General features: G+C 59.1%; 12 protein-coding genes. All 12 read left to right on the top strand.

The genetic code is table 11. The annotated features are described in order from the left end of the window. Positions 1–74: 74 nt before the first annotated feature. Complete coding sequence (hscA, locus tag M0G74_RS01130; protein ID WP_248213573.1) at positions 75–1,967, top strand: Fe-S protein assembly chaperone HscA; 1,893 nt, start codon at positions 75–77, stop codon at positions 1,965–1,967. A gap of 84 nt (positions 1,968–2,051) precedes the next feature. Then, a complete protein-coding gene (fdx, locus tag M0G74_RS01125) occupies positions 2,052–2,390 on the top strand; it encodes an ISC system 2Fe-2S type ferredoxin (protein WP_160152851.1) in 339 nt (112 codons plus the stop codon). A 28-nt stretch (positions 2,391–2,418) separates the two neighbouring features. Continuing rightward, the gene (gene iscX, locus M0G74_RS01120; protein ID WP_160152852.1) at positions 2,419–2,613 is read left to right on the top strand and encodes a Fe-S cluster assembly protein IscX; all 195 of its coding nucleotides are present in this window, start codon (positions 2,419–2,421) and stop codon (positions 2,611–2,613) included. 177 nt (positions 2,614–2,790) lie between these two features. Further along, entirely contained in the window at positions 2,791–3,216 is a 426-nt protein-coding gene (gene ndk, locus M0G74_RS01115) for a nucleoside-diphosphate kinase (RefSeq protein ID WP_248213571.1), read from the top strand. Between the two features lie 120 nt (positions 3,217–3,336). Beyond that, positions 3,337–4,482, top strand: coding sequence for a 23S rRNA (adenine(2503)-C(2))-methyltransferase RlmN (gene rlmN, locus M0G74_RS01110; RefSeq protein WP_248213570.1), 1,146 nt, complete (start codon positions 3,337–3,339; stop codon positions 4,480–4,482). Between the two features lie 69 nt (positions 4,483–4,551). Then, positions 4,552–5,340 carry a type IV pilus biogenesis/stability protein PilW gene (gene pilW / locus M0G74_RS01105; protein ID WP_248213568.1) on the top strand — a complete coding sequence of 263 codons (789 nt, stop codon included), beginning with the start codon at positions 4,552–4,554 and terminating at the stop codon, positions 5,338–5,340. Then, entirely contained in the window at positions 5,327–6,439 is a 1,113-nt protein-coding gene (locus M0G74_RS01100) for a RodZ domain-containing protein (RefSeq protein ID WP_248213566.1), read from the top strand. The genes pilW and M0G74_RS01100 overlap by 14 nt, the downstream gene beginning before the upstream one ends. Positions 6,440–6,691: 252 nt before the next feature. Beyond that, positions 6,692–7,813 carry a flavodoxin-dependent (E)-4-hydroxy-3-methylbut-2-enyl-diphosphate synthase gene (gene ispG, locus M0G74_RS01095; protein WP_248213565.1) on the top strand — a complete coding sequence of 374 codons (1,122 nt, stop codon included), beginning with the start codon at positions 6,692–6,694 and terminating at the stop codon, positions 7,811–7,813. A gap of 70 nt (positions 7,814–7,883) precedes the next feature. Then, positions 7,884–9,146, top strand: coding sequence for a histidine--tRNA ligase (hisS, locus tag M0G74_RS01090; RefSeq protein WP_248213564.1), 1,263 nt, complete (start codon positions 7,884–7,886; stop codon positions 9,144–9,146). Between the two features lie 66 nt (positions 9,147–9,212). Continuing rightward, positions 9,213–9,929: a tetratricopeptide repeat protein gene (locus M0G74_RS01085; RefSeq protein WP_248213563.1), complete on the top strand. Its 717-nt coding sequence runs from the start codon at positions 9,213–9,215 to the stop codon at positions 9,927–9,929. After that, positions 9,926–11,092, top strand: a complete 1,167-nt coding sequence (gene bamB, locus M0G74_RS01080) for an outer membrane protein assembly factor BamB (RefSeq protein WP_248213562.1) — start codon at positions 9,926–9,928, stop codon at positions 11,090–11,092. The genes M0G74_RS01085 and bamB overlap by 4 nt, the downstream gene beginning before the upstream one ends. A gap of 128 nt (positions 11,093–11,220) precedes the next feature. Then, positions 11,221–12,615 carry a ribosome biogenesis GTPase Der gene (der, locus tag M0G74_RS01075; RefSeq protein WP_160152861.1) on the top strand — a complete coding sequence of 465 codons (1,395 nt, stop codon included), beginning with the start codon at positions 11,221–11,223 and terminating at the stop codon, positions 12,613–12,615. Positions 12,616–12,679: the final 64 nt, after the last annotated feature.

Here is a 12,679-nt window from a genome sequence, read left to right as displayed (position 1 = left end):
CCGCCTGATTCTGTTCGCTTGTGGAAGCGCGGTAACTGAAAACACTGTTATTTAAAGAATTGTTTTTAAGAATTATGGCATTACTGCAGATTTCCGAACCCGGCCAGACTCCCGAACCCCACCAGCGCAAGCGCGCAGTGGGTATCGACCTGGGCACAACCAACTCGCTGGTGGCTACGGTGCGCAGTGGTACTGCGGAAGCGCTGTCCGCGGAAGATGGCCGAGTGATTCTGCCGTCAGCCGTGCGTTACAGTGCCGCGGGCGTGGACGTGGGTTATGCAGCCCGCGCCGCTGCAGGTGAAGATCCGTTCAATACCCTGGTTTCCATCAAGCGCCTGATGGGGCGTGGCCTTGCGGATATCAAAAGTTTTGGCGAGCAGCTGCCTTACAAATTCTCCGAACCGGCGGGCAAGAATGCTGGCGGAATGCCAGTAATTGAAACCGTCGCCGGCGCAGTCAATCCGGTGCAGGTGTCTGCAGAAATTCTCAAGGTGCTGGCCAAGCGCGGCGCCGACTCCTTGGGTGGGCCGCTGGACGGTGCCGTGATTACGGTTCCCGCCTACTTTGACGAAGCCCAGCGCCAGGCCACCAAAGATGCTGCCAAACTGGCGGGCCTGAAAGTATTGCGACTGCTCAACGAGCCCACTGCAGCAGCGGTGGCTTACGGCCTCGACAAATCCGATGACGGCGGCGATGTAGCCGATAAAACCGTAGCGGTTTACGACCTGGGCGGCGGCACCTTTGATATTTCGATCCTGCGCCTGTCCAAAGGTGTGTTCGAAGTGCTCTCCACGGGGGGCGACAGCGCCCTTGGCGGCGATGACTTTGACCGCGCAGTGGCGGAATGGATAGTGGCGGAAGCGGGCCTTGGCACCGATCTCGACGCCGCCACCCAGCGCAAGTTGCTGGATTGTGCCTGCGCTGCCAAAGAGGCGCTGGCGCAGCAGGAGTCGGTTGCGGTGACCTACGGCAACTGGGCGGCGGAACTGAGTCGGGACAAGCTCGCAGAATTGCTGGATCCGCTGATCAATAAAACCCTGCGCGCCTGCAAACGCGCGCTGCGGGACGCGGATATCACCGCGGACGATATTGCCGAAGTGGTGCTGGTGGGGGGATCTACCAGAACCCTGCGGGTGCGTGAGCAGGTGCAGGACTTTTTCGGTCGCGAACCCCATGCGGATATTGATCCGGACCAGGTAGTGGCGGTCGGCGCCGCGCTGCAGGCGGATGTGCTGGTGGGCAACAAGTCCCGCGATGATCTGCTGCTGCTGGATGTGATCCCGCTGTCGCTCGGTATCGAGACCATGGGTGGCCTCACCGAAAAGCTGATCCACCGCAATACCACCATTCCCGTGGCCAAAGCCCAGGAATTCACCACCTTCAAGGATGGCCAGACCGCCATGGCCATTCACGTGGTGCAGGGTGAGCGCGAACTGGTGCAGGACTGTCGCTCCCTGGCGCGGTTTGAACTGCGCGGCATTCCGCCGATGGTGGCGGGTGCGGCGCATATCCGGGTGACCTTCCAGGTGGATGCGGATGGATTGCTGTCGGTGACGGCGATGGAGAAAAGCAGTGGTGTGGTGGCAGAGATCACCGTGAAGCCGTCTTACGGCCTGGAAGACACCGATATTACCCGCATGCTGCAGGATTCCTACGCGAATGCGGAAGAAGATATAGCCGCGCGCGCACTGCGCGAGGCCCAGGTCGAGGCGGAGCGCACCCTGGAGGCCATGCTAGTGGCCCTGCAGGAAGATGGCGCTGAATTGCTGACGGAACAGGAGCTGGCGGATCTTGAGCGCGCCATGGAAGCACTGCGCCTGGCGCACAACGGCGGCACCCCGGAGGAAATCCGCAGCCGTATCGATGCACTGAACAGTATGTCTGAACCCTTTGCTGCCCGCCGGATGGACAAGTCCATCAAGCGCGCCATGCAGGGCCACAGCCTGGATGAATTCGATAAGCCCTAGGGGCATTCGACAAGCCCTAAGGGCTATTCGATAAGCCCCGAGGGGCGGTCACTGATTGAGAGTTGGGACTCGGAGTTTAAAAGTATGCCGAAGATTGTTTTTCTGCCCCACGAAGAATTGTGCCCGGAGGGCAAGGTCATTGAGGTAGAGCCGGGTATCAGTGTCTGTGATGCCGCCCTGCAGAACGGCGTCGAGATCGAGCACGCCTGCGAAAAGGCCTGTGCCTGTACCACCTGTCACGTCATCGTGCGCGAGGGATTTGACTCCTTGGGCGAGCCGGACGAGCTGGAAGAGGATCTGCTGGACAAGGCCTGGGGCCTGGAGCCGGAGTCACGCCTTTCCTGTCAGGCAATTGTGGAAAATGAAGACCTGGTGGTCGAGATTCCCAAGTACACCATCAATCAGGTTTCTGAGAAACACTGAGCGATTGAGAGACACCGAGGACTCCGAGATGAAGTGGACCGATATTCACGATATTGCCATCGAACTCAGCGACAACTACCCGGACAAGGATCCGCTGGCGGTTAACTTCGTCGATCTGCGCAAGTGGGTGATGGATCTGCCAGGATTTGACGACGATCCCGAGCGTTGCGGCGAGAAAATCCTGGAAGCCATTCAGGCTGCCTGGATTGAAGAAAACGAATAGTCGCATCGACAGTACAAACTTCACTCCACTACGCGTATAATCCGCGCTCCGCGCATGGTGCTGGTTAATTAATCACCAGTTTGCGCGGTAGAGAATTCAGGGAAGAGCAACGGAAGTTGCTCTTTTCGTATCTGTATTAAGACAAATTTTTTGCAAAACCTAGAAATGGAGAAAATCATGGCCGTGGAACGTACCCTGTCCATCATCAAGCCGGACGCCGTAGCCAAGAACGTTATCGGTGAAATCGAGAGCCGCTTCGAGAAAGCTGGTCTGAGCATCGTTGCTATGAAGATGGTTCAGCTGTCTCAGGAGAAGGCCGAAGGCTTCTACGCTGAGCACAAAGAGCGTCCTTTCTTCAAAGACCTGGTTGAATTCATGACCTCTGGCCCGGTTGTTGTACAGGTTCTGGAAGGCGAAAACGCCATCCTGGCCAACCGCGACCTGATGGGCGCAACCAACCCGAAAGAAGCCGAAGCTGGCACCATCCGTGCAGACTTCGCTGACAGCATCGACGCCAACGCAGTACACGGTTCTGACTCCGCGGCTTCTGCCGAGCGTGAAGTGAGCTACTTCTTCTCCGCTGAAGAAATCTGCGCACGCTAAGTACTCGCCTTTCCTTTTCCTTATAAGGGATAGGGCAAGTACTTTCGCGGGAGTCTGCTGGGTAGCCGGCTCCCGCAACAGCCCCAATTTTTCGCACCGTAACCGGTGCAAGGTGAATTCATGACCGCGACTGTTGAAACAGTGCAAACCGAAAAAGTAAACCTGCTGGGCCTGTCCGTCGACAAGCTCACGGACTTCTTTGCCGGTTTGGGCGAGAAGCGCTTCCGCGCGGTGCAGGTACTGAAATGGATTCACCAGAATGGCGTGGACGATTTCGAGCAGATGACCAACGTCAGCAAGGCCATGCGCGCTAAGCTGTCCGAGATCGCCGAAGTCCGTGCCCCCAAAGTCCTGAAACAGATGGACTCCGCCGATGGCACCCGCAAATGGCTGATCGAAGTCAGCGGCGGCAATGTGATCGAGACCGTGTATATCCCCGATGGCGACCGCGGCACCCTGTGCGTGTCTTCCCAGGTGGGCTGCTCCCTGGACTGTAGCTTCTGCGCCACCGGCAAGCAGGGCTTCAACCGCGACCTGACCGCGGCGGAGATCATCGGTCAGGTGTGGATCGCGTGTAAATCCTTTGGCCAGCTGCAACCCAACGGTCCGCGCAAAGTGACCAACGTGGTGATGATGGGTATGGGCGAGCCCCTGCTCAACTTCGACAATGTGGTCGACTCCATGAACCTGATGATGGAAGACAATGCCTACGGCATCTCCAAGCGTCGGGTTACCCTGAGCACCTCCGGTGTGGTGCCGGCGCTGGATCGCCTGGCGGAAGTGACTGATGTGAGTCTGGCGATTTCGCTGCACGCGCCCAACGATGCGCTGCGCAACGAACTGGTGCCAATCAACAAGAAGTACCCCATCGCCATGCTGCTCGACAGCGCCAAGCGCTATATCGAGAATATGCCGGACAATCATCGCAAGATGACTATCGAGTACACCATGATCCGGGAGGTGAACGACCGCCCGGAGCACGCCGAAGAGTTGGCGGAGCTGCTGCGTGATGTGCCGGTAAAGATAAATCTGATACCCTTCAATCCGTTCGAGCTGTCCGACTATCAACGGGTCAGCAACAACGCTTTGCGACGTTTTCAACAGATTTTGTTGGACAAAGGCTATACCGTAACCGTGCGTACCACCCGGGGCGATGATATCGCTGCGGCCTGTGGTCAGCTGGCAGGTCAGGTGAACGACCGCACCCGTCGCTCGGAGCGCTACCGCAATGCGGAACGCCCGGTGCGGATCGTCGGACAAGCCTGATCATTCACCGACGTCAACGTTGGTGCAACGCGCTGTAAAAACGCACCCAATAACGACTAGGTGAAGCTCGTGTTTGCAAGAATTTCCCATCCGGCCCTGTTGGCCGGCTTACTCTTAATGCTTTTGCTGGGTGGCTGTGTCTCCACAGGTCCCGGTGGCAAGTCAATCGATCTCGACAAAGCCCGTGAGACCCATATTCAGTTGGGGCTGCGCTATCTCCAGAGCGGTGACGATAACCGCGAGATCGCGCGGCACCACTTCCAAGAAGCGCTGAAACTGGGCAAGAAAGATCCCGATGCCCACCACGGACTCGCGCTGCTGTATCAGGCAGACAACGAGCTGGAAGTAGCGGAATCCCACTTCAAAAAGGCGCTGCGCTACAACCGCGATTTTTCCATGGCGCGAGTCAATTACGGGGCTTTCCTGTACAAGCAGGAGCGCTACCAGGAAGCCAAAGAGCAGTTTCTCGTCGCCTCTGAAGACCTGACCTACAACCGTCGTTCCTACGCGCTGGCCAACCTGGGTCGCGCTGAGCTGAAGTTGCACGAGCTGGACGGGGCTGAAAAGGCGTTCAAGAAATCCCTGGCGCTGAGTGCCGACCTGCCCGTAGCGCTACTGGAGCTGGCGGAGCTGAAATTCGAGAAGCAGGAGTTCAGTCAGGCGAAGCAGTATCTGGACCGCTTCAGCGAGAAGAACCGGCAGATTCCGCAATCCCTATGGCTGGGGATTCGCATCGAAAAAATCTTCGGCAATCGGGACAAGGAAAGGAGTTATGCCCTGGCGCTGAAAAACCTCTTTCCCTACTCAGCGGAAACGCTGAAATACCAGCAGATGATGGCCGAAAATGAGCAGCAGTAATTCGATCCCAGATTCCACCGGTTCCGAAGAAATGACCGCGTCAGAGTCGACAGCCAATACCGTCGGTAGCCAGTTGTTGGCGGCCCGTGAAGCCGCCGGCCTCGAACGCGAGGAGCTGGCGCGGCGCCTGTGCATGACACCGGACAAGCTCGAAGCCCTGGAAAAAGACGCCTTCGATCGCCTGGCTGGTGCCACTTATGTACGCGGTTATATCCGCAATGCGTGTAAAGAGTTGGGCCTGGATGCGGCCCCGGTACTGGAGGCCTTCGCGGCCCAGGTGCCGGCAGAAGCCATTCAGCGGCCGGCGCAAACCGCGCGTGGACCGGTGATGTCAGATCGCCCGACGGGCAAAAATACTTCCCAAGGCGGCTCGCTGTTTGCCCCGTTGTCACTGGCGATCATCGCCGCGGCAGCGGGTGGTTACTGGTGGTACGGCCAGCAGGGCGCACCTGCCGCGGTGTCCGTAGTAAATAGCGAAAGTGCCGAAGCGCCGGCCGCAGCCGCGCTATCCGAGCTTGAGAGTGCGCCTCAATACCAGGCGTACGCTACGGCGGGCGCCGAGCAGGAAGAGACTGTTGAGCCGGATGCAGAAGCGCAGAATGTCGTGAGTGAAGCGCAGCCGGAATCCGATGTCGAGCTCGCGGAAGCGGGTGTTTTCAGTGAAGATGACATGCTCGAGTCTGAGAGTGCGGCGCCTGCGATGGAGGCCGTTCTTGCGGAAGCAGAGGAATCTGTTGCCACCACCGGTGATACCACTTCTGTCGCTGAAGCGCCCTCGGTAGCGGCTGAGGATGTCGCTGAGGAGCCTGCTGCAGTTGAGGATTCCTCGCCCGTTGTCGAGAATACAGTGCCTGCAGTCGAAGGTGCTCTGGCCCTGAGCTTCAGCGAGGAATCCTGGGTTGAGGTGACCGATGCCGCGGGCAGCAAGTTGCTGGCCAAGTTACAGCCTGCGGGCTCCAGCATCGAACTGACTGGCGAAGCGCCGTTCAGCGTCATGCTGGGCAATGCAGCGGCGGCCACTGTCAGCTATGGCGGTGAAGTGGTGGATAGCGCCCCATTGGGCAATCGCCGCACCCGCAAGCTCGTCGTTGGCGGCTGACAACTGTTCGTTTAGGCCCTGAAGCACCCCTTAAAATCGTAGCGAGCGGGTGGCTGACGGTGGCCGCCGGAGCGGAGGCGCCGGAGTGTACTTGGCGTACATGAGGATGCCGAGCACCGCCGGACGCCGTCAGGCGCACGCGCAGTAGATTTTTAGGGGTGCGCTGTAGGTTTGCGCCCAATCTCTCTATAATCCCCCCGTTTTTCCATCTCCAGCCTTTTGGCCCGCTCAGTAACCAATACAGGTTTTGTTATGCAGTTCGAGTCACCCATAGTTCGCCGCGTGTCGCGCCAGATCATGGTGGGCAATGTGCCGGTCGGCGGCGGTGCGCCCATTTCGGTGCAGAGCATGACCAACACCGAAACCTGTGATGTGGCTGCCACGGTAGGGCAGATACAGCAGCTGGAGCGCGCCGGCGCCGACATAGTGCGGGTTTCCGTGCCCTCCATGGAGGCCGCAGAGGCCTTCGGCGAGATCAAGAAGCAGGTGAATGTGCCGCTGGTGGCCGATATCCACTTCGATTACCGCATCGCCCTGCGCGTGGCGGATCTGGGTGTGGACTGTCTGCGCATCAACCCCGGCAATATCGGTCGCGAGAAGCGTATCCGTGCCGTGGTCGACAAAGCCCGCGACCTGAATATTCCGATCCGTATCGGTGTGAATGCTGGCTCCCTGGAAAAAGACCTGCAGAAAAAATACGGCGAACCAACACCGGACGCGCTGGTGGAATCCGCCCTGCGTCATGTGGACATACTGGACAGCCTGAACTTCCAGGACTTCAAGGTCAGCGTAAAAGCTTCCGATATCTTTATGGCCACTGCGGCCTACCGCAAACTGGCCACCCAGATTGAGCAGCCCCTGCACCTGGGGATTACCGAAGCCGGCGGCCTGCGCGCCGGTACCGTGAAATCCGCCATTGGCCTGGGCGCGCTGTTGCTGGATGGCATTGGCGATACCCTGCGGGTGTCCCTGGCGGCGGATCCGGTAGAAGAAGTGAAGGTGGGTTGGGATCTGCTCAAGAGCCTGCGTCTGCGCACCAAGGGCATCAATTTTATTGCCTGCCCCAGCTGCTCCCGCCAGAACTTCGATGTGGTGAAAACCATGAACGAGCTGGAGAGCCGCCTTGAAGATATCACCACGCCGCTGGATGTAGCGGTAATCGGCTGTATCGTCAACGGCCCCGGTGAAGCCAAAGAGGCAGATATCGGTCTAGCCGGCGGTACCCCGAGCCACGCCATCTACGTGGACGGCCAACCGGACCGCAAATTCAAAAACGACAATCTGGTGGACGACCTGGAAAAGCTGATCCGCGAGAAAGCCGCGGCCAAGGCCGAGCAGGAAGCCAGCATCATTGCGAAAGAAACTACCGAGTAAGCAGCGTCCGCAGAAATCAGGATACCGGCAGCGGCCGGTGTGACGATCGATTAGTAAGTAAGGATTACCGTTGAAACAACTTCGCGCCATCCGCGGCATGAACGACTTGCTGCCCACCCAGTCTCCGGTGTGGCAGTACGTGGAAAGCACCCTCAGCGAACTCTTCGCCCGCTACGGCTACAGTGAGATCCGCACTCCCATCCTTGAGGCGACTCAGTTGTTCGCCCGCGCCGTGGGCGAGGCCACCGATATCGTCGAAAAGGAAATGTATACCTTTGACGACAAGGGCGGCGACAGTGTCACCATGCGCCCGGAAGGCACTGCCGGCACCGTGCGCGCGGCCATTCAGAACAACCTGCTGATTCAGCCCCAGCGCCTGTGGTACTTCGGCCCCATGTTCCGCTACGAGCGTCCACAGAAGGGGCGCCTGCGCCAGTTCCACCAGTTTGGCGTGGAAGTCTTTGGCATCGAAGGCCCGGACATCGATGCAGAAATTCTGATGATGACCGCACGCCTGTGGAAGCAGCTGGGGGTTTCCGAGCACGTAACCCTGCAGCTGAACTCCCTCGGCAACAGCGAAAGCCGCGCGGCCTTCCGCGACGCCCTGGTGGAATACCTGTCGGCGCGTAAAGATCAGCTGGATGAAGACAGCCAGCGCCGTCTCGAGCGCAATCCGCTGCGCATTCTGGACAGTAAAAATCCGGATACTCAGGAACTGCTGACCGATGCCCCTTGTCTACTGGACTTCCTTGATGAGGAATCCCGTACACACTTTGACCAGTTGCGCGCATTCCTGGATGCGGCCGGTGTGGTCTATGAGGTAAATCCGCGCCTGGTGCGCGGCCTCGACTACTATGGCAAAACGGTTTTCGAATGGGTGACCGACAGTCTCGGTGCCCAGGGTACTGTGTGTGCCGGCGGCCGTTACGATGGCCTCGTCGAGCAGATGGGCGGTAAACCCACCCCGGCGGTGGGCTTCGGCCTGGGTGTCGAGCGCCTGGTGCTGTTGCTGGAAACCCTTGAAGTGCTGCCGGATACCCTGGACCAGCAGGTAGACGCCTACCTGGTTGCGGTGGGTGATGTACAATCCGCTGCCTTGGCGGCCGCGGAACAACTGCGCAGCGAGCTGCCGTGGCTGAGATTGCAGACCCACTGCGGTGGCGGCAGCTTCAAAAGCCAGATGAAAAAGGCCGATAAAAGCAACGCTGACTACGCATTGATCATCGGTGAAGACGAAGCGGCGGCCGGGCAGGTAACCGTGAAGTCCCTGCGCGCAGAGGTTGAACAGCAGACCGTCGCACTGGCGGAACTGGCAAGCATTTTACAGGGCTGATTGGCTAAAGAGCTGATCGCCCCTGGTTGACTCGGATATTGGATTTAAAAATAAGGCGAATAAGAAATGGCTGACCATTTGACCGAAGAAGAACAGATTGAATCGATCAAACGCTGGTGGAAAGAAAACGGCACCGGCATCGTCACCGGTATCGTACTGGCGCTGGCCGGGTATTTTGGCTGGCAGTGGTGGCAGGGCAAGGAGCGCAGCGAAGCGGAAGCGGCCTCTAATCTGTACCAGGGTTTTGTTGAAGCCGTATCCGCCAATCAGGGCAAACCGGATAACAAGCAGCTGACCACGGCTCAGTCCCTGGCCCGCGAACTGAAAGACGATTACGCCACGCGCATCTACGCCACCCAGGCCTCCCTGGAACTGGCAGCGATGGCGGCAAAGAAAAACGATCTGGAAACGGCCATCAAAGAGCTGCAGTGGGCACTGGATAACTCCAGTGATGACGCGCTCAAGTTCGTTGCCAAGCGCCGTCTGGCGGCAGTAAAGGCCGCCCGCGGTGAAACCAAAGAAGCGCTGGCGCTGCTGGAGGGCGATGTGCCCGCCGCATTCGCTGCACTCTACGCGGAAACCCGTGGCGATATTCTGGTGCAGCAAGGCGATAAAGACGCTGCCCGCGCCGCCTACCAGCAGGCCCGTGCACAACTGTTGCCGGAGCAGTCTTCCGGCTCCCAGTTGCTGGATCTGAAGATCGAAAGCCTGGGTAGCGCCGCTGCAGAGTCAGACAGTGATGCAGAAGCGAACGACGCAGACAAGGAGAGTGATGCGCAATGATATGCACTCAAAAGGCACTTAACCGGATAGTAGCGGTTGCCCTGGCCGCGGTGATCAGTGCCTGTGCTTCCAACGAAGAGAAGGAAGACACAGACCCCGTAGAACTGGTGGAAATCAGCGAGAGCGTCAAGCTGCGCGAAGTCTGGTCCAACAATATCGGCGACATCGACGCCCTGCGCTACGCGATGCTGAAGCCAGGCATCATCGACGGCAAGGTGATTGCCGCCAACAGTGATGGTGATGTTTACGCCTTTGATCGCGCCACCGGTAAGCGTCTGTGGCGAGTGGATATCGACCAGTCCATCAGCGGTGGTGTTGGCGTCGGTCTGGGCCTTGCGGTTGTTGCGGATTTTCGCGGCAAAGTGGTGGCGCTGGACCTGAACGACGGCAGCCAGCGCTGGGCGACCCAGCTGAGCGGTGAAGTGGTGTCCACGCCGGCAGTGGGTTCCGGCGTTGTTGTAGTACAGACCGTAGACGGCAAGCTGCTGGGACTGGATGCCAGCACTGGCGAACAGCGCTGGCGGCACAATACCGTGCTGCCGGTGCTGACCCTGCGCGGCACTGCCAGCCCGGTCATTTCTGCCGGTGTGGTCTATGCCGGCCTGGATAACGGCAAGCTGATTGCGCTGAGTGCCGCCGATGGCCTTTCTCGCTGGGAACAGCGGGTTGCCATTCCCCAGGGCTCTGCGGAGCTGGAGCGGGTGGTGGATATCGACGGCGCACCACTGGTGCGCGGTGAGCTGGTGTTTGCCGCCAGCTACCAGGGCCGTGTTGTTGCCCTGTCTCGGGAAGATGGCCGTGGCCTCTGGGCGCGTGACGCGTCTACCAACCACAATGTGGCTGTAGGCGCGGGCCAGGTTTACCTGAGCGACGCCAACGGCAGTGTCCACGCCTACAATGTGGGTAATGGGCAGATCCAGTGGACCAACAGCGAGCTGCTGCGCCGCCAGTTGAGCGGGCCGGCGTATCTGGGTGATGTGGTTGTGGTTGGCGACCTGGAGGGTTACCTGCACGCGCTGGATCCTACCACCGGACGTTTTGTGGGCCGCACCCGCATCGACCGCGACCCGGTGCGGATTCCGCTGCTGGCGGATGGTGACCTGCTGTTTGCCCTGTCAGATGACGGCGAACTGGTCGCACTGAGCCTCGAGCGGCTGCAGTAATCCGGTAGTAATGCATTTGTAGTTGGCGATGTTCACAACCGAACCTCGCCACTCCAATTGACCATCGCCCGCAGTATGCGGGCGTTTGTATTTCTGGCAGTGGCCAGAATTTTGAGTAGAACGAAATTATGTTGCCTGTAATCGCCCTGGTAGGGCGCCCCAATGTGGGTAAATCCACCCTCTTCAATCGCCTGACCAAGAGCCGCGACGCTCTGGTGGCTAATTACGCCGGTCTCACCCGTGACCGCAAATACGGCGAGGCGGAATTTGAAGGCCGCAAGATGATCCTGGTGGACACCGGCGGTATCAGCGGTGGCGAAGAGGGAATCGATGCGGCCATGGCCCAGCAGTCCATGCAGGCCATCGAAGAAGCGGATTTCGTCCTGTTTATGGTGGACTGTCGCGCCGGCCTCACCCCCGCCGATGACATGATCGCCGAGCGCCTGCGCACCCGCTCCAAGCCCACCATCCTGGTGGCCAACAAAGTGGACGGCGTGAACCCGGACATCGCCCTGGCACCTTTTTATGAGCTGGGCATCGGCGAACTCTTCCCCACCACCGCCACCCACGGCCGCGGCGTGCGCTCGCTGATGGAGCGACTCATCGAAGGCCTGCCAGCACCGGAAGAAGCGGAAGAGGAGGAAGAAGCCAAAGGCATTAAGATCGGCATCGTCGGCCGCCCCAACGTGGGTAAATCCACCCTGGTGAATCGCCTGCTGGGCGAAGACCGCGTAGTGGTATTCGACCAGCCCGGCACTACTCGCGACAGTGTGTACATCAACTACACCCGCGACGAAAAGCCCTACACCATCATCGACACTGCCGGTATTCGCCGCCGCAAAAACGTCAAAGAATCGGTGGAGAAATTCTCCATCGTCAAAACCCTGCAGGCCGTGGAAGATGCCAACGTAGTGGTGCTGGTGATCGACGCCAGCGAAGGCCTCGTCGACCAGGACCTGCACCTGATGGGCAGTGTCATTCAGGCGGGCCGTGCATTGGTCGTCGCCCTGAACAAATGGGACGGGCTCGATCCGGATCACCGCGACTTCGTAAAAACCGAACTGGAACGTCGCCTGCGTTTCGTCGACTTTGCGGATATACACTTTATCTCCGCGTTGCACGGCACCGGCGTTGGCAACCTCTACCAGTCCATCGAGGCCGCCTACCAGTCCGCTACCGACAAGCTCTCGACCAACCACCTTACGCGTATCCTACAGTGGGCGATTAGTGAGCACCAACCACCGCTGGTTAACGGCCACCGCATTAAACTGCGCTATGCCCACGCCGGCGGTCAGAATCCGCCGATCATTGTGATTCACGGCAACCAGACAGAACAGGTACCGAACCACTACGTGCGCTACCTGGAAAAAACCTATCGCAAAGCCCTGGACCTGCACGGCACCCCGGTAAAAATCGAATTCCGCACCGGCGACAACCCCTACAAGGACAAGAAAAACAAGCTGAGCGACCGCCAGAAAGCGAAGAAGCGTCGCTTGATGAAGTTTGTGAAAAAGAAAAAATAAGCGCGTGCATGAACTCGTAGCGGGGCGCCGCAATACCCTTAAGGTAAAGGCGGTAAATGCGGCG

The sequence above is a fragment of the Microbulbifer sp. CAU 1566 genome, from assembly GCF_023156515.1.
Classification (GTDB): domain Bacteria; phylum Pseudomonadota; class Gammaproteobacteria; order Pseudomonadales; family Cellvibrionaceae; genus Microbulbifer.
The sequence above is the reverse complement of the archived record's forward strand: the minus strand, read 5'-3'. Positions and strand labels throughout refer to the sequence as shown.